The organism is Pseudomonas sp. MWU349 (assembly GCF_017947325.1).
In the GTDB taxonomy this organism is placed as follows: Bacteria; Pseudomonadota; Gammaproteobacteria; order Pseudomonadales; family Pseudomonadaceae; genus Aquipseudomonas; species Aquipseudomonas protegens.
The window spans coordinates 896198-913978 of record NZ_JAFEVP010000001.1 but is presented as its reverse complement, the minus strand read 5'-3'; the positions used below and the strand labels follow the sequence as shown (position 1 = coordinate 913978).

Genomic DNA, 17781 nt, shown 5'->3' with positions numbered 1-17781 from the left:
CAACACCCGTCTCAAGGCCCTCTTCGCCGGCAAGCCGGCTCCTACACAGGCAGAACAGCACCCCGCTCCCCCGTAGGAGCTGGCTTGCCAGCGAAAGCGGCCCTGGGTACAACGCCCGTCTCAAGGCCCTCTTCGCCGGCAACGTCATCACCAATGCAGATAAGCCTGGGCTGTGACACGTTATCCCGTTAACGTTTACGGCCCATCCACCTTCATGGAAGACCCTTCATGCCTCGCTCCACAGCCGCCAGCGCGCCGCTGATTGTCAGACCCTTCTCACTGGTGCCTCTGATGGCCGCCTACATGGCCTGCACCATGTCGATGATGGCCTTCGTCTCGCTGATCGGCCCGATCTCTCGGGCCCTGCACCTGGAAACCTGGCATGCGGGGGCCGCGGTGACCGTTTCCGGGGTGATCTGGATGCTCCTGGCGCGCCCCTGGGGCCAGGCCAGCGACCGCTTCGGCCGGCGCCGGGTGCTGCTGCTGGGCACCGCCGGCTTCACCCTCGCCTACTGGGCCCTGTGCCTGTTCATCGACCTGTCGCTGCAGTCGCTGCCCAGCGTCGCCATGGCCTTTCTCGGCCTGATGCTCGGCCGCGGCCTGATCGGCGCCTTCTACGCGGCGATCCCGGTGGGCGGCTTCGCCCTGATCGCCGATAACGTCGAACCTCAGCACCGCGCCCGTGCCATGGCCACCCTGGGCGCCGCCAACGCCGTGGGCCTGGTGCTGGGCCCGGCGGTGGCCGCGCTGCTGGCGCGCTACAGCCTGAGCCTGCCGTTCTACGCCATGGCGGTGCTGCCGTTGCTGGCGTTCCTGGTGCTGCGCTACCAACTGCCTCGCCAGGAACTGCACCTGGCCCAGGCCCCGACCCGGGTACGCCTGGGCGACCCGCGACTGCGCCGGCCCATGGTGGTGGCCTTTGTCGCCATGCTCTGTGTGTCGGTGGCCCAGATCACCGTCAGCTTCTATGCCCTGGACCGGCTGCACATGAGTCCCGGCGATGCCGCCCAGACGGCGGGGGTCGCTCTGGCCATGGTCGGCGTAGCGCTGATCTGTGCGCAGTTGGTGGTGCGCAAGCTGGAATGGCCGCCGCTGCGGATGATCCGCTACGGCGCCCTGCTGTCGGCGCTGGGTTATGCCGGCAGCATGCTGGTGGACAGCGCCTGGGGCCTGTGGCTGGCGTTCTTTGTATCGGCGGCAGGCATGGGTGGGGTGTTTCCGTCGTTCTCGGCCCTGGCGGCGAATGCCGTAGAGGCCTCGGAACAGGGCGCGACCGCCGGCAGCATCGGCGCCGCCCAGGGCCTGGGCGTGGTCATCGGGCCCATGGCCGGCAGCCTGATCTACGCCATCGAACCGCGCCTGCCCTACCTGCTGGCGGCGGTGCTGTTGGTGCTGATCGGCATCTGGCCCGCCCCGCAACCCAAAGACCTGTAGCCAAGGCCGCAGGCTGCGAAAGGCTGCAAATTAGACGCCGCTCTTGAGGTTGCTGAAGGTCCTGTGGACCTTTGCGCAGCCTCGCGGGCTCGGCAGCGGCTACGGGTTAAAGCATGCGGTAGAGCAAGCGCTCGATGCGCACGCGGCTGACCCGGCGCAGGAACTTGCCCACGGCCTCGGGGTAGTCCACCAGGCTGTCCAGGTACTGAAAGTGCTCGATGCGCCGGGTGTGGCGATAGATCTCGGCCTGTTCGGCGTTGCGCGCCTGCAGCAGCTCGCCCTTGGGGTCGTCCAGCAACAGGGCGTTTTCCAGGTCCAGGCGGAAGGCCCGTGGGTTGAGGTTGTTGCCGGTGAGCAAGGTATAGCGCTCATCGACCCACATGCCCTTGAGGTGATAGGTGTTGTCGCCGTCACGCCACAGGTGCAGGTTCAACTGGCCGTTGTCGATCACGTTCTGATGCCGCTTGGCAAAACGCCGCAGGCTGATCTCATACAGATAAGGCAGCGCCGCGATCACCTTGAACGGCTCGCTGGGCGGGATATAGAAATCGTTGGCGGTCTTGTCGCCGACGATGATGTCGATCTTCACCCCGCGCTCCAGGGCCCGGTTGATCTCCCGGGTCACCGGCAGCGGCAGGTTGAAATACGGGGTGCAGATAGTCAGCTGGCGCTGAGCACCGGCAATCAGCTCGCAGATCACCCGGTTCAACGGGTTGCCCTTGCCCACCCCGAGCAACGGGCTGACCGACAGCCCGCTCTTGTCCAGGCTGCCGGCAGTGGTGTCGTAGGTGGCGTGCTTGAGGCGGCTGCGCAGATCGCCGATGTCGTTGCGCAGGCTGCGGGTGGTCGGCAGGTTCGGCAGGTCCAGGCGGTGCACTGCCCGCGACTCCACCAGGCCATGCTGCACCAGGTGGTGCATGGAGTCGGCCAGGGCCTGGTTGTGCAGCAGGTGATAACGGTCGAAGCGGTACTTGTCGAACTTGTGCAGGTACACGTTGTTCAGGCTGGCGCCGCTGTAGAGCACGCAGTCGTCGATGACGAACCCCTTGAGGTGCAGCACCCCGAACAGCTCGCGGGTCTGTACGGGCACGCCGTAGATCGGCACTTCGCTGGCGTGAGTGCGGGTCATCTGCTGGTACCAGGCCGAGTTGCCGGGCTGCTTGCCGGCACCGATCAGGCCGCGCTGGGCCCGCAGCCAGTCCACCACGACCACCACTTCCAGCTCCGGGCGGGCGGCCTTGGCGGCGTGCAGGGCATCGAGGATTTCCTGGCCGGCTTCATCCTGTTGCAGGTACAGCGCGACGATATAGATGCGTCGGCGGGCCTGGGCAATCTGCTCCAGCAGCGTGTGGCGAAACTGCGCAGCGCCGGTCAGCGTGGTGAAAGCCTCGGCGGCCAGTGGGAAGCTGCGCAGCTTGGGCAGCAGGGAACGTTTGAAAAGCGACGGCATTAGGGCTCGCAGTGGCTCAAATCCAAAGAGCGCAAGAGCTTACACCATGGACCGGCCGGAGTCCCCTGCCTGGCATGTAGAACGCCCTCCCTCAGCAAAGCATCCGCACCCCGGGCGTAAGAGCCAGCTTGCGGCGAATGGGGCTCCAAGCCCTGCGCAAGGCGCGATGACGCCTTCGCTGGCAAGCCAGCTCCTACAAGGGCAATGGCCAGTTTCGAAGAAAAAACAAGAATGTCATTGACCAAGGAGAACGATCGTTCTACTGTTTGCCACATGAACGAAATCACTCACTCTGAAACCCGAGACATCATCCTCGATGTCACCGAGAAACTGATCTACCAGAACGGCATTGCCGCCACCGGCATGGATCTTCTGGTGAAGACCGCCGGCGTCTCGCGCAAGAGCGTCTACCGCTATTTCACCAACAAGGACGAGTTGGTGGTGGCCGCCCTGGAGCGTCGTGATCAGCGCTGGATGCACTGGTTCTGCAGCGCGGTGAACCAGGCCGCGACACCGGCCCTGCGCCTGCTGGCGCTGTTCGACGTGCTCAAGGACTGGTTCGCAACCCCCGGTTTTCGCGGCTGCGCCTTTATCAACACCAGTGGCGAAACCGGTGACCCGCAAGACCCGGTGCGCCAAGTAGCAAAACGGCACAAGCAGAACCTGCTGGACTACGTGACCGAGCTTTGCCAGGAACATGGCGTGCAACATCCTGAGGAACTGGCAGCGCAACTGCTGATCCTGATCGATGGCGCCATTACCGTTGCCCTTGTCATGGGCAATCACAGTGCTGCTGATAATGCGCAATGCATGGCGCGAAAGTTATTGGACCTCTGATTGTTTTAAACAAGAGCAACTTCTTTGTTTGAACAGCAACTTTCATTGGAGACAGATCATGTCGTCTAACGCTCAAGTGCGCCCGCCCCTTCCCCCTTTCACTCGCGAGTCGGCGATTGAAAAGATCCGCCTGGCCGAAGATGGCTGGAATTCCCGGGACCCGGAGCGGGTATCCCTGGCCTATACCCTGGATACCCAATGGCGCAACCGCGCCGAGTTCGCCCACAACCGCGAAGAGGCCAAGGCGTTCCTGACCCGCAAATGGGCCAAGGAACTGGATTACCGCCTGATCAAGGAGCTGTGGGCCTTTACCGACAACCGTATTGCCGTGCGCTACGCCTACGAATGGCACGACGACTCGGGCAACTGGTTCCGTTCCTACGGCAACGAAAACTGGGAGTTTGACGAACAGGGTTTGATGGCCCGGCGCTTTGCCTGCATCAACGACATGCCGATCAAGGCCCAGGAGCGCAAGTTCCACTGGCCCCTGGGCCGCCGGCCCGACGATCACCCGGGCCTGAGCGAGCTGGGCCTGTAATCGCCACCGCCTCCGCCCTTGTAGGCGCTGGCTTGCCAGCGAAAGCGTACTCTAGCCCGGCACAAGGCTCCGAGGCCCGTTCGCCGGCAAGCCGGCTCCTACGAACAAACACACCGCCTCCGCCCCTGTAGGAGCTGGCTTGCCAGCGAAAGCGTCCTCTAGCCCGGCACAAGGCTCCGAGGCCCATTCGCCGGCAAGCCGGCTCCTACGAAAAAACACACCACCTCCGCCCCTGTAGGAGCTGGCTTGCCAGCGAAAGCGCCCTCTAGCCCGGCACAAGGCTCCGAGGCCCATTCGCCGGCAAGAGGCAGTTCAAGCGGCGGCTTCCTGTTCCTTGGACCGCGCCCGGGCCTCCAGCTCGCGTACCAGGGGCAGCACGCGCTGGCCGAAATACTCCACCTCTTCCTGAAAATGCAGGAAACCCGCCAGCACCAGGTCAACACCCACCGCCTTCAACTCCACGATGCGCTGGGCAATCTGCTGTGGCGTGCCGATCAGGTTGGTCTTGAAGCCATCGTTGTACTGCACCAGGTCCTCGAAACTCGACTTGGCCCAGTTGCCCTCGCCTTCTGGGGACGCCTTGCCGGCCTGCCGGGCGGCATCACTGAAGGCATTCACCGCCTCCGGGTCGGCCTGATCGATGATTTGCTGCAACACCGCCTGCGCCTCTTCTTCGGTGTCCCGGGCGATCACGAAGGCATTCACCCCGATCTTCACCGAGTGCTGGTTGGCCGCGGCCTTGGCGTGGATATCGTCAACCTGGGCCTTGATCCCCTCGACACTGTTGCCGTTGGTGAAGTACCAATCCGAAACCCGGGCCGCCATGTCCCGGGCAGCCCGCGAGCTACCGCCCTGGAAGATCTCCGGCTGGCCCAGGGGCTTGGGCTTGAGGCTGTAGTGGTCGAAGCGATAGAAATCGCCCCTGAAGGTGAAGGCATCCTGACTCCAGACCCCGCGCAGGCAGCGGATGAATTCCTCGGAGCGGCGATAGCGCTCGTCGTGCTCCAGCCAATGCTCGCCAATGGCCTGGAACTCGCCCTTGAACCAGCCGCTGACGATGTTCACCGCAATACGGCCATTGGTCAGTTGGTCGATGGTCGCCAGTTGCTTGGCCGCCAGGGCCGGCTGCCAGGGCCCGGGCAGGATCGCCGCAATCACCTTGAGTTTGTCGGTGGCCGCCAGCAGTGCGTGGCTGAAGGCCACCGACTCGTGCTGGTACTCGGCGCCATAGCCGGCAGTGAAGCGGATCTGGGTCAGGGCGTATTCGAAGCCGGCCTGCTCGGCGATCTGCGCCAGCTTGCGGTTGTAGTCGATGCCCCAATGGGTGCGTTGCTCGATCTTGCTGACCACCAGCCCACCGCTGACGTTGGGTACCCAGTAGGCAAATTTCACGGCTTGCTGACTCATGGTTCGGTCCTCGGGACTTGGGAAAGTACCTCTGAGCAGAGCAGCAAGCGTGCCAGGGCCTGGAAGCCCTCGGCGCGTAGGCCGCCAGCTGCCGTGTGGAGCCTCAAGCCCGCCCTCTTCCGGGCAATGGCTGAGGCTCGCTGCCTGCGGCGGCGCGGGGCCCGCCAACCCTGGAAACGGGCTGTTTTGTTGATGAACTGTTGGCGGAGCAACAGTTGCCGGCGTTCTGCGGGAGCCCTTGCCCCGGCAAACCGGCGTTTGCGGCTTCGGCATGGTGTGTGCAATCGGTCTGGACCCTGCAGCGCTTTTTTCTGCCGAACCCAGGAGCTACACCATGACTGAACACCAGGTAATCAATCCGCTGTCCGTGGGGGTCGACTACGAGACCCTGGCCGCGGGCTTTCGCCCGATCTTCCAGCGCATCGCCAGTGGCGCGGTGGAACGGGAACAGCAACGCAAACTGCCTTACGAGCCCATCCAGTGGCTCAAGGAATCCGGATTCGGCGCGGTACGGGTGCCGCTGGAATATGGCGGTGGCGGTGCTTCCCTGCCCCAGTTGTTCCAACTGCTGATCGAGCTGGCCGAGGCCGACGCCAACGTGCCCCAGGCCCTGCGCGGGCACTTTGCCTTTGTTGAGGATCGGCTCAATGCCACGCTTGGGCCGGGCCGGGACCTGTGGTTCAAACGCTTTGTCGCAGGCGATATCGTGGGCTGCGCCTGGACCGAAATCGGCGCCGTGGACATCGGCCAGGTCATCACCAAAGTCTCTCCGGATGGGGAAAAATGGCGCCTCAACGGCGAAAAGTTCTACAGCACCGGGAGCATTTTCTCCGACTGGATCGATGTCTATGCCCAACGCACGGACACCGGCGGCGACGTGATTGCCGCGGTGCGCACCCGCCAGCCGGGCATCGAGCAGAGCGACGATTGGGACGGCTTCGGCCAGCGCACCACCGGCAGCGGCACCTCGCGTTTCCAGGACGCTGAAGTGGACGCCGAGAACATCATCGACTTCGCAACCCGCTTCAAATACCAGACCGCGTTCTACCAGCTGGTGCTGCTGGCGACCCTGGCCGGCATCGGCCGCGCGGCGCTGCGCGATGTGGCCCACGAAGTGCGGGTGCGCAAACGCATCTACAGCCACGGCAACGCGCCCCAGGCCAGCGCCGATGCCCAGGTGCAGCAGGTGGTGGGCGAGATCGCGGCCCTGGTGTATGCCGCCGAAGCCGCCGCCCTGCGTGCGGCAGCCCCGGCGCAACAGGCCTACCTGGCGCGTTTTGCCGGGGACCCGGCCCAGGAGCGTGCAGCCAATGTGGCGGCGGAAATCGAATCGGCCACGGCCCAGGTGGTGGTCACCGAACTGGTCCAGCGCGCCACCAGCGAGCTGTTCAATGCCCTGGGGGCTTCGGACATTCGCCAGGGCAAGGCCCTGGACCGCCACTGGCGCAATGCGCGCACCGTGTCTTCGCACAACCCGGTGATCTACAAGGCGCGGATCGTCGGCGACTGGAAGATCAACGGTAGCGAGCCACCCTTTGTCTGGCAGATTGGCAACGGCCCCCAGCGCTGACTTCAGGCACCGCCCCCCGTAGGAGCTGGCTTGCCAGCGAAGGCGGCATCCAGGCGAGCGATCGGCTCAGCGGCCTCTTCGCCGGCAAGCCGGCTCCTGCAGCGATATCTCGGCACAACGCCCCGTAGGAGCTGGCTTGCCAGCGAAGGCGGCATCCAGGCGGGCGCTCGGCTCAAGGGCCTCTTCGCCGGCAAGCCGGCTCCTACAGCGATATCTCGGCGCACCGCCCCGTAGGAGCTGGCTTGCCAGCGAAGGCGTTATCCAGGCGAGCGCTCGGCTCAGCGGCCTCTTCGCCGGCAAGCCGGCTCCTACAGCGAGATCTCGGCGCAACGCCCCGTAGGAGCTGGCTTGCCAGCGAAGGCGTTATCCAGGCGGGCGCTCGGTTCAGGGAGAGGCATCCGACCAAGGTCGAGGCGGTCGCGCGGCGGGCTGGGTTGCAGGTAATATGGCGGACTTTCGCGCAGCCCCCTTTGCGCTTCTCGCCGAAATAAGCCGACCCCATGCCCTTCGATCTCAGCGTTGACCTGACCACCCTCGCCATTCTCGCCCTCGTGGCCTTCATCGCTGGTTTCATCGACGCCATTGCCGGCGGCGGCGGCCTGCTCACCACCCCGGCCTTGCTCACCGCCGGCCTGCCGCCGCACCTGGTGCTGGGCACCAACAAACTCAGTTCGACCTTCGGCTCGGCCACCGCCAGCTTCACCTTCTATCGGCGCAAGCTGTTCCACCCCAGGCAGTGGACCCACGCCATTGTCGGCACCCTGGTGGGCGCCCTGACCGGGGCCATCGTCGCTCACTACCTGCCAGCGGAATGGTTGAACAAGATGCTGCCGGTGATCGTCTTCGCCTGCGGCCTGTACCTGCTGTTCGGCGGCACGCCCAAGGCGCCACTGGACAGCGACGCGCCGATCAAGAAGAAGTGGCAATCGAGCCAGGGCTTCAGCCTGGGCTTCTATGACGGCGTGGCCGGGCCCGGTACCGGGGCGTTCTGGACCGTGAGCAGCCTGCTGCTCTACCCCATCGACCTGGTCAAGGCCAGCGGCGTGGCCCGCAGCATGAACTTCGTCAGCAACATTGCGGCGCTGTCGGTGTTCGTGTTTTCCGGGCAGGTGGACTGGATCATCGGCCTGTGCATGGGCCTGTCGGTGATGGTCGGGGCCTTCTTCGGGGCACGCACCGCCATCAGCGGTGGTGCCAAGTTCATTCGCCCGGTGTTCATCACCGTGGTCCTCGGGCTGACCGTGCGCCTAGCCTGGCAGCACTGGTTCAGCGTGGCCTAGGCGGCGCGCCACATAGAGGTCGATCAGGTAGCGGGCAATCGAGCGCGAGGCCGGCAACGGCGGCAGCGCATGGACGTTGAACCACTGGGCGTCCTCGATCTCGTCTTCCTGGGGGATGATCTCGCCGCCGGCGTATTCAGCGTGAAAGCCCAGCATCATCGAATGGGGGAACGGCCAGCATTGGCTGCCCACGTACTGGATGTTCCTGACTTCGATGCTCACCTCTTCGCGCACCTCGCGAATCAGGCAGTCCTCCGCCGACTCGCCCGGCTCGGCAAAGCCCGCCAGGGTGCTGTAGACCCCGGTGACGAAGCGCGGCGAACGAGCCAGGAGGATTTCGTCACCGCGGGTGATCAGCACGATCATGCTCGGTGAAATGCGCGGGTAGCTGCGCAGGTCGCAAGGCTGGCAATACATCGCCCGCTCCCCCGGCACCTGGGCCATGGGCCGCCCGCAGCTGCCGCAGTAGCGATGCTCCCGGGCCCAGGTGCCGATCTGCGCGGCATAGCCCAGGACCTTGTACAGGGTGTGATCGCCCTCCAGCATGAAGGCCCGCAGGCCTTTCCAGCCGCAGCCCGGCACTTCGGCGCGGGCGCTCAGTTCCAGTAGGTACACCGGCTCGCCATCGAGATGGCCGATGCCGTGCTCGGCCAGCAGCGGCAGGTCCTGGCCCTTGAGCCAGTGCCGCGGGAACAGCGCGCCGTTGTCGTCGTAGAGAAAGCCGTCCGGGCCGCGGGCCACGGCCCAGCCGCCGGGAAGGTCGGTGTCGAGTACTGCGGTGGTCCAGCGTTCAATCATCGTCAATCAATCCAGAAATTCGGGTTTCTGTTTGCTCATGTGGGCGGCGATGGCCACGCGCAAGTCGTTGGATTGCAACATGGCAGCGTTCCAGGTGGCGACATATTCCAGGCCGTCATCAATACGGTGGTCACGCATGTAGCTGAGCATTTCCTTGGTGCCGCTGACCGCGATCGGCGACTTGGCCGCGATCTCCCGGGCAATTCCCATGACCCCGTCCAGCAGGCTGGCGGCATCGCTGTAGGTGCGGTTGACCAGGCCAATGCTGCGTGCTTCCTCGGCACCGAAGGTGCGCCCAGTGTAGGCCAGCTCGCGCAGAATGCCGTCGCCGATGATACGCGGCAAACGTTGCAGTGTGCCGACATCCGCAGCCATGCCGATATCGATTTCCTTGATCGAGAATTGCGCATCGTCCGCGGCGTAACGCATGTCGCAGGCGCTGATCAGGTCGATGGCGCCCCCCAGGCAATAGCCCTGGATCGCCGCCAGCACCGGCTTGCGGCAGTTGTCCACGGCGTTGAACGAGGCTTGCAGCTGGAAGATCTTGCGCCGCAGCAGGCGCGCGTTGCGGCCCACATCCTTGCCCAGTTCGTTGGCCACCCCGGCCAGCATCATCAGGTCGATGCCCGAAGAGAAATGCTTGCCGGCACCGCTGAGCACCACCACGCGCACTGCGTCGGTGTCGTCGATCCAGCGGAAGATCTCGACGATCTCGCTCCAGAACGCGGCGTTCATGGCGTTGATCTTTTCCGGGCGGTTGATCTGCACATGGGCGATGTTGTCAGCGAGTTCGACGCGAAAGGCTTGGTATTCGGACATGGCAGTGATCCTTTACTGGGCAGAAAATGAGGGCCGAACTATAGCAAGGGCCGGCGGCGGGCCGTAAGGCAGCGCATCGGCCAAAAGCGGGACTGGCCACCGCCCCTGCAGGCGCCGGCTTGCCGGCGAAGAGGCCCCTTTATAACGCCTTCGCTGGCAAGCCAGCGCCTACATGGGGGCGATGAGCTCAGTCTTGCCTGGTGCAATAAAAGGCGGCGGTCGTGTAAGGCACGGTGACCTGGGCCTTGCCCCGCAGCTGCGGCTCGCTGTCGATCAGGGCGGCGATCTGCCGGTCCACGGCCTCGCGCTCGGCCTGGGGCAAGGCGGCGATGAAGCTGGTGGAGCGCACGCGGTTGAAGATCACGTCCTCCGGCGTGCCACTGTGGCCCTGGGTGAAATGCTGTTCCTGCAGGGGCCCGAAACCCGGGTGGGGAAAGGCCTGGCGCCAGGCACCGGTGTAATAGCGCGGGGTATCGGCCTGCAAGGCATTGACGATGGCGTCCAGGCGCGCCACCCAGGGCACCCGGGCATCCCGCAGGTTCCACACCAGGGCCAGCTTGCCGCCGGGCTTGAGCACGCGATGGATTTCCTCAAGTGCCGCGCGGTGGGCAAACCAGTGAAAGGCCTGGGCACAGACCAGCACATCCACCGAGGCATCCTTGAGCGGCAGTGCCTCGGCGCTGCCCTCCAGTACCTGGGCCTCGGGCTGGGCCGCCGCCAGCCTGGCGCGCATTGGTTCGACCGGCTCCACCGCGATCACCTGGGCCCCGGTGGCCAGCAAGCGGCCGGTGAACTTGCCGGTGCCCGCGCCCAGGTCCACCACCACCCTGCCCGGCCCCAGGCCCAGCGTCTCGCGCAGCCAGGGCTCAAGAGCTGGCGGATAGTCCGGCCGGCCCCGCACATAGGTATCGGCGGCCTGTTGGTAGCCGTCGGCCGCAGCATGATGAATCGCCTGATCGTTCATGGATGAACCTCCTCATTGCGGGTGAGTACGAACAGGATAAACCGTGCCCGACAACAGACAGCATGAAACTCCTGTCAGTTGCACCCCCGTTGCAGGAGCAGGCTGTAGGAGCGGGATTGCCAGCGAAGGCGTTATCCGAAGGGGCGCTCGGCTCAGGGGCCCTTTCGCCGGCAAGCCGGCTCCTACGGATTCAGGCCCTGGGCGGGGGCGGCAGGCTCAGGCGAAAACGCGCGCCGCCCAGGGGCGAGGCTTCCACGGTCAGGGTGCCGTCCTGGGCTTCCAGGGCCCGGCGGCTGATGGCCAGGCCCAGGCCGAAGCCGCCGGTAGCGCGGTCGCGGCTGCGGTCCAGGCGGTAGAACGGCTCGAACACCCGCTCGCGTTCGTCGTCGGGAATGCCGATACCGTCGTCGTCGACCCAGATCTCGCAGCCGTCGTCGCTGACCAGCACTCCCACCTGGATGCGCTTCTCGCAATAGCGGGTGGCATTGCGCAGCAGGTTCTGCAAGGCCCGGGCGGTCAGCCGCGGGTCCAGAGCGAAACGTTCCAGGGCACCGTGCAGCAGGACGTCAATGACGATGTCCGACTCCAGCTCATCGTCGACACTGCCCAGGATGCTGTCGATGAACTCGTCCAGGGACACCTCGATCTGCTCCGGCAGGCACGCCGGGTTCTGCAGGCGGCTGTAGGACAGCAGCTCCAGTACCAGTTCATCCAGTTCGCGAATGTGCGCCACCAGCCCTTGCAGGCGCTCGCGGCTGGCCGCCGGCAAATCGTCGGAGAGCGCCAGGGCCAGGCCGAAATCCAGCCGGGTCAGGGGCGTGCGCAGTTCGTGGGACACCGCGTTGAGCAGGTCACGCTGCTGGTTCAGGAGTTTTTCGATGTCCCCGGCCATGGTGTCGAAGACATTGGCCAGGCTGCCGATGTTAGAACTGGCGGGCAGTTGGGTGCGCTCGCCCAGGTGCCCCTTGCCGAAGCGTTCGGCGGTGCGCTTGAGGCGCTCCAGGTCACGCCAGTGCGGGCGCACCCAGAGCAGCAGGCAGGCCAGCAGCACGGCGACGATCAGGACATTGATGCTCCAGTACAGCAGGTTGACGTCCAGCGGGTCCGGCGGTACCACCAGCTTCACCGCCAGTTGCTCATCCAGCGGCGACACCGCCAGGGTGCGCCAGCCCCAATCGCCCAGGCGCACCACTTTCTCGCCGCGTTGCAGGCGCTCACGCTCGTAATCGCTGAAATCCGGGTCGTCGATGCGCACCAGGGCCACCTGCAACGGGTGGAATTCCTCGTCCATCTCCTTGACCAGGGTCGGCCACTGCTGCGCCGGCAAGGCACGGAACTGCTTGACGATCAGGCTCTGCAGGCCCCGGGACTGGTCCAGGTTGTAGTCCAGGAAGCGCTCGTGGAAAACCTTGATCACCAGGTCCGGGATCAGGTAGATCGCGGCGCTGAAGGCAATGATGGTGATCAGGTACAGGCGGACCAGGATGCGCAGCATGGAATCAGCATTCCCACTCGGAACGACTGAACAGGTAACCCTTGCCCCACACGGTCTTGATCTTGCGCGCCTCACCGGCGTGGTCGTCGAACTTGCGCCGCAGCTTGGAGATCGCCACGTCCACCGAACGATCGGTGCCGTTGAACTCGATGCCCCGCAGACGCTGCAGGATCTGGTCGCGGCTCAGCACTTCACCGGCGTGCCGGGCCAGCACCACCAGCAGGTTGTACTCGCCGCTGGACAGCTCCACCAACTGCTCGCGCCAGGTCACGGTGCGCTCCGACAGGTCGATGCACAGGTTGCCCATGAGGATCTGGTCGCTGGCGCTCTGCGGCTCGCTGAGGCTGCTGCGGCGCAACAGGGTACGGACCCTAGCCAGTAGCACTCGCGGTTCGCAAGGTTTTGTCACATAGTCGTCGGCGCCCATTTCCAGACCCAGCACCTGATCATGGCTATCATCCCGCGCGGTCAGCATCAGGATCGGCAGGGTCGCCGAGTCGGCACGCAACAGGCGGCAGACTTGCAGGCCATCCAGGCCCGGCAGCATCAGGTCGAGGATCACCAGGTCCGGCGGGCTGGCCTTGGCCCGCTCCCGCACCTGGTCACCCCGGCTGATCACGCTGACCTGATAGCCATTGCGTTCCAGGTAGCTGGCGATCAGTTCGGACAGCGCGGTGTCGTCTTCGACAAGAAGAATATTGGGCATGGAGAGCGATCTTTATTGAAGAAATACAGAATACCGGCGTTCTTTATAAGGCACCGGGCAAAACCAGCAAGGGGCCAAGGATATACAACCCTGGGCGCGCCGGTGCGCAGGCTTCACACTTTTTCACACAGCACCTACACAGCTTCACAGCGGGCCTTGACCCATGCCCTTAGCATGCCGAGGTCATTATTGGGGTATCAGCATGTCGAATAAACTCGTTGCGCCGTTCTGCCTGGTCGTTCTGGCAGCGGCGCTGAGCGCGTGTGGCAAGACCGAAGGCGAGCAGACGCCGCCACCGGCCAAGGTACGGATCGAAACCGTACAGAGCCAGGCCCTGTCCATTACCAGCGAACTGAGCGGGCGCATCGCCGCGCCACGGATCGCCGAAGTCCGCGCCCGGGTGGCCGGGGTGGTACTGCAACAGACCTTCCGCGAAGGCTCCGACGTCAAGCAGGGCGAGGTCTTGTTCCGCATCGACCCGGCCCCGTTCAAGGCTGACCTGGACAGCGCCCAGGCCAGCCTGCGCAAGGCCGAGGCCAACGCCTTCCAGGCGCAGTTGCAGGAGCAGCGCTATTCCAAGCTGGTCGCCGACCAGGCCATCAGCGGCCAGGAATACGACAATGCCCGGGCCGCGGCACGCCAGGCCAGCGCCGACGTCGCCGCCAACCAGGCCGCGGTGCAGCGGGCCAAGCTCAACCTCGGCTATGCCACCGTCACCGCGCCGATTTCCGGCCGGGTCGGCCGCGCCCTGGTCACCGAAGGCGCGCTGGTGGGCCAGAACGAGACCACGCCGCTGGCGCTGATCCAGCAACTGGACCCGATCCACGCCGACCTGACCCAGTCCACCCGTGAACTCAACGACCTGCGCCGGGCCTTCCGCGCCGGCCAGTTGCAGCAGGTCGGCAAGGACCAGGCCAAGGCAACCCTGATCCAGGACGACGGCAGCCTCTACCCGCTGCCGGGCAAGCTGTTGTTCGCCGATATCAGCGTTGACCCGAGTACCGGGCAGATCATCCTGCGCAGCGAGTTCCCCAACCCGGACCTCGACCTGCTGCCCGGCAGTTTCGTGCGCGTGCGCCTGGAACAGGCAGTCAACCGCCAAGGCATCAGCGTGCCGCAGCGGGCCATCCAGCGCGACAGCGCCGGCATCGCCCAGGTGCTGCTGGTGGATGCGCAAAACCACGTGGTGCAGCACCCGGTGCAACTGGGTGGAGTGCAGAACGATCGCTGGATCGTCACCGAAGGCCTCAAGCCCGGTGACCGGGTGATTGTCGAAGGCCTGCAACACGCCCGCCCCGGCGAGCCGGTGGACATCGACGCCAACCCCCTTGCGCACGTCCAGACCCCAGGCCAGTAGGTAGTACACATGCCGCAATTCTTTATTGACCGCCCGGTGTTCGCCTGGGTGGTCGCCTTCTTCATCCTGTTGGCTGGCGCCCTGGCGATCCCCCAACTGCCGGTGGCGCAATACCCTACCGTGGCCCCGCCGCAGATCGAGATCTACGCCGCCTACCCGGGCGCCTCGGCGCAGACCCTGGACGAATCGGTGGTCAGCCTGATCGAGCAGGAGCTCAACGGTGCCGACCACCTGCTGTACTTCTCGTCCCAGAGCAGCCTCGGCAGCGCCACCATCACCGCCACCTTCCAGCCGGGTACCAACCCGGAACTGGCCCAGGTGGACGTGCAGAACCGCCTCAAGGCGGTGGAACCGCGCCTGCCCCAGGCGGTGACCCAGCAGGGCCTGCAGGTGGAGAAAGTCTCCGCCGGCTTCCTCTTGCTGATCACCCTGACCTCCAGTGACGGCCGCCTGAACGATGTCGCCCTCGCCGACTACCTGGCGCGCAACGTGATGAACGAGATCCGCCGCCTCGATGGCGTCGGCAAGGCCCAGTTGTACGGTGCCGAGCGAGCCATGCGGATCTGGCTCGACCCGCAGAAGCTGATCGGTTTCAACCTGACACCGGACGACGTCAACGCCGCGGTGGCGGCGCAGAACGCCCAGGTTCCGGCCGGCAGCATCGGCGACCTGCCCAACCCCGCCAGCCAGGAAATCACCGCGACCATCCTGGTCAAGGGCCAGCTTTCCAGCCCTGAAGAGTTTGCCGATATCGTCCTGCGGGCCAACCCCGACGGCTCCACGGTACGCATCGGCGATGTGGCGCGGGTGGAAGTCGGCAGCCAGGAATACCAGTACGGCACCCGCCTGAACGGCAAGCCCTCCACCGCGGTGGGCGTGCAGTTGTCCCCCGGGGCCAACGCGCTGAATACCGCGACCCTGATCCGCGCCAAGATGGACGAGCTGTCGCGCTATTTCCCGGCCGGCGTGGAGTACAAGATTCCCTACGACACCTCGCCCTTCGTCAAGGTCTCGATCACCAAGGTGCTCTACACCCTGGCCGAAGCCATGGTGCTGGTGTTCCTGGTGATGTTCCTGTTCCTGCAGAACATCCGCTACACCCTGATCCCCACCCTGGTGGTGCCCGTGGCCCTGATGGGCACCTTCGCCACCATGCTGGCCCTGGGGTTCTCCATCAACGTGCTGACCATGTTCGGCATGGTGCTGGCCATCGGCATCCTGGTGGACGATGCCATCGTGGTGGTGGAGAACGTCGAGCGGATCATGGCCACCGAGGGCCTGTCGCCCAAGGAAGCCACGCGCAAGGCGATGCAGCAGATCACCGGGGCCATCATCGGCATCACCCTGGTGCTGGTGGCGGTGTTCATCCCCATGGCCTTCATGCCCGGCTCGGTGGGGGTGATCTACCAGCAGTTCTCGCTGTCCATGGCCACCTCGATCCTGTTCTCGGCGTTTCTCGCCCTGACCCTGACCCCGGCCCTGTGCGCCACCCTGCTCAAGCCCATCGCGGCGGGGGAACACCATGAACGCACGGGGTTCTTCGGCTGGTTCAACCGGCGCTTCGAACGCCTGAGCGACAGCTATCAGGGCGGCGTGACCTATGCCCTCAAGCGTACCGGCCGCTACCTGCTGATCTACCTGGCGCTGCTGGCGATCATGGCGCTGCTGTTCAGCCGCCTGCCCTCCTCCTTCCTGCCAGTGGAGGACCAGGGCTACACCATCACCGACATCCAGCTGCCGCCGGGCGCCAGCCAGAACCGCACGATCAAGGTGGTGGAGCAGATCGAAGCGCATAACGCCAGCGAGCCGGGAGTCGGCGACAGCACCATCATTCTCGGCTTCAGCTTCTCGGGTAACGGGCAGAACGCCGCGCTGGCCTTCACCACGCTCAAGGACTGGTCGCAACGGGGCAGCGAGGATTCGGCGATGTCCATCGCAGAGCGTGCCAACGCCGCCCTCGGCGCGATCAAGGATGCCGTGGTGTACGCCGTGCTGCCGCCGCCGATCGATGGCCTGGGCACCTCCAGCGGCTTCGAGTTCCGCCTGCAGGACCGTGGCGGCGTCGGCCACGCGGCCCTGATGCAGGCCCGGGACGAGCTGCTCAAGGCCACGGAAAAGAGCCCGATCCTGGCCAACGTCCGGGAAAGTGCCCTGGCCGAAGCGCCGCAGGTGCAACTGGAGGTCGACCGCAAGCAGGCCAACGCCCTGGGCGTGTCCTTTGCCGATATCGGCAGCCTGCTATCCACCGCCCTGGGGTCGTCCTACATCAACGACTTCCCCAACCAGGGGCGGATGCAGCGGGTGGTGATCCAGGCCGAAGGCGACCAGCGCAGCCAGGTCGAAGACCTGCTGCGCCTGAACGTGCGCAACAGCGCCGGCAAGATGGTGCCGCTGTCGGCCTTCGTCCGCGCCAGTTGGAGCCTGGGCCCGGCGCAACTGACCCGCTACAACGGCTACCCGGCCATTGCCGTCTCCGGCGAGCCGGCCCCTGGCCACAGTACCGGTGAAGCCATGCAGGAAATCGAACGGCTGGTGGCGCAGTTGCCCACCGGGCTGGGCCTGGAATGGACCGGCCTGTCACTCCAGGAACGGCTGTCCGGCAGCCAGGCGCCGATGCTGCTGGGCCTGTCGCTGCTGATCGTGTTCCTGTGCCTGGCGGCGCTCTACGAGAGCTGGTCGATTCCCACCTCGGTGCTGCTGGTGGTGCCCCTGGGAGTACTGGGCGCAGTGCTGGCGGTGAGCCTGCGCGGCATGCCCAACGACGTATTCTTCAAGGTCGGGCTGATCACCATCATCGGCCTGTCGGCGAAGAACGCGATCCTGATCATCGAGTTCGCCAAGAGCCTGTACGACGAAGGCCATGACCTGATCGATGCCACGGTGCAGGCTGCACGCCTGCGCCTGCGCCCCATCGTCATGACCTCGCTGGCGTTCATCCTTGGCGTGGTGCCCCTGGCCATCGCCACCGGCGCCAGCTCCGCCAGCCAGCAGGCCATCGGTACCGGGGTGATCGGCGGCATGATCACCGCAACCCTGGCAGTGATCTTCGTGCCGGTGTTCTTCGTGGTGGTGATGAAACTGGTGAAACGCGGTTCGTCCAAGGACTGACATCGCTGCATGGGGCCT

Annotated in this window: 14 protein-coding genes; 7 read left to right on the top strand and 7 right to left on the bottom strand. The window is 65.3% G+C overall.

Features of this window, described 5'->3' with window-relative positions; genetic code table 11:
* Positions 1 to 228: 228 nt before the first annotated feature.
* Complete coding sequence (locus KCG88_RS04025; protein WP_047286930.1) at positions 229 to 1434, top strand: MFS transporter; 1206 nt, start codon at positions 229 to 231, stop codon at positions 1432 to 1434.
* Between the two features lie 106 nt (positions 1435 to 1540).
* Here KCG88_RS04025 and pssA read toward each other — a convergent pair whose 3' ends face one another.
* Positions 1541 to 2884: a CDP-diacylglycerol--serine O-phosphatidyltransferase gene (gene pssA / locus KCG88_RS04020; protein WP_047286931.1), complete on the bottom strand. Its 1344-nt coding sequence runs from the start codon at positions 2882 to 2884 to the stop codon at positions 1541 to 1543.
* Between the two features lie 273 nt (positions 2885 to 3157).
* Here pssA and KCG88_RS04015 point away from each other — a divergent pair, with 273 nt between their 5' ends.
* Positions 3158 to 3721 carry a TetR/AcrR family transcriptional regulator gene (locus KCG88_RS04015; protein WP_047336961.1) on the top strand — a complete coding sequence of 188 codons (564 nt, stop codon included), beginning with the start codon at positions 3158 to 3160 and terminating at the stop codon, positions 3719 to 3721.
* 58 nt (positions 3722 to 3779) lie between these two features.
* Positions 3780 to 4259, top strand: coding sequence for a nuclear transport factor 2 family protein (locus tag KCG88_RS04010; protein ID WP_011061545.1), 480 nt, complete (start codon positions 3780 to 3782; stop codon positions 4257 to 4259).
* A 312-nt stretch (positions 4260 to 4571) separates the two neighbouring features.
* On the opposite strand, the gene sfnG is transcribed toward KCG88_RS04010, so the two are convergent.
* Positions 4572 to 5666 carry a dimethylsulfone monooxygenase SfnG gene (gene sfnG / locus KCG88_RS04005; protein ID WP_210711802.1) on the bottom strand — a complete coding sequence of 365 codons (1095 nt, stop codon included), beginning with the start codon at positions 5664 to 5666 and terminating at the stop codon, positions 4572 to 4574.
* Positions 5667 to 6000: 334 nt separating this feature from the next.
* Here sfnG and KCG88_RS04000 point away from each other — a divergent pair, with 334 nt between their 5' ends.
* Positions 6001 to 7236 carry an acyl-CoA dehydrogenase family protein gene (locus KCG88_RS04000; protein ID WP_210711801.1) on the top strand — a complete coding sequence of 412 codons (1236 nt, stop codon included), beginning with the start codon at positions 6001 to 6003 and terminating at the stop codon, positions 7234 to 7236.
* Between the two features lie 500 nt (positions 7237 to 7736).
* Positions 7737 to 8516, top strand: a complete 780-nt coding sequence (locus tag KCG88_RS03995; RefSeq protein ID WP_210711800.1) for a TSUP family transporter — start codon at positions 7737 to 7739, stop codon at positions 8514 to 8516.
* Here KCG88_RS03995 and nudC read toward each other — a convergent pair.
* From nudC to KCG88_RS03970, 5 genes are all read right to left on the bottom strand, one after another.
* Positions 8484 to 9314, bottom strand: a complete 831-nt coding sequence (gene nudC / locus KCG88_RS03990) for an NAD(+) diphosphatase (RefSeq protein ID WP_047336963.1) — start codon at positions 9312 to 9314, stop codon at positions 8484 to 8486. The two genes, KCG88_RS03995 and nudC, sit on opposite strands and share 33 nt — an antisense overlap.
* 6 nt (positions 9315 to 9320) lie before the next feature.
* Entirely contained in the window at positions 9321 to 10133 is an 813-nt protein-coding gene (locus KCG88_RS03985; protein WP_015635797.1) for a crotonase/enoyl-CoA hydratase family protein, read from the bottom strand.
* A 187-nt stretch (positions 10134 to 10320) separates the two neighbouring features.
* On the bottom strand, positions 10321 to 11097 hold the full coding sequence (locus tag KCG88_RS03980; RefSeq protein WP_210711799.1) for a class I SAM-dependent methyltransferase: 777 nt from the start codon (positions 11095 to 11097) through the stop codon (positions 10321 to 10323).
* 190 nt (positions 11098 to 11287) lie between these two features.
* A complete protein-coding gene (locus KCG88_RS03975) occupies positions 11288 to 12592 on the bottom strand; it encodes an ATP-binding protein (RefSeq protein WP_210711798.1) in 1305 nt (434 codons plus the stop codon).
* 4 nt (positions 12593 to 12596) lie between these two features.
* Complete coding sequence (locus KCG88_RS03970) at positions 12597 to 13298, bottom strand: response regulator transcription factor (protein WP_011061552.1); 702 nt, start codon at positions 13296 to 13298, stop codon at positions 12597 to 12599.
* A 202-nt stretch (positions 13299 to 13500) separates the two neighbouring features.
* Between KCG88_RS03970 and KCG88_RS03965 the strand changes: the two genes are divergently transcribed.
* Positions 13501 to 14655, top strand: a complete 1155-nt coding sequence (locus KCG88_RS03965) for an efflux RND transporter periplasmic adaptor subunit (protein WP_047286953.1) — start codon at positions 13501 to 13503, stop codon at positions 14653 to 14655.
* Between the two features lie 9 nt (positions 14656 to 14664).
* Entirely contained in the window at positions 14665 to 17763 is a 3099-nt protein-coding gene (locus KCG88_RS03960; protein ID WP_210711797.1) for an efflux RND transporter permease subunit, read from the top strand.
* Positions 17764 to 17781 lie beyond the last annotated feature (18 nt).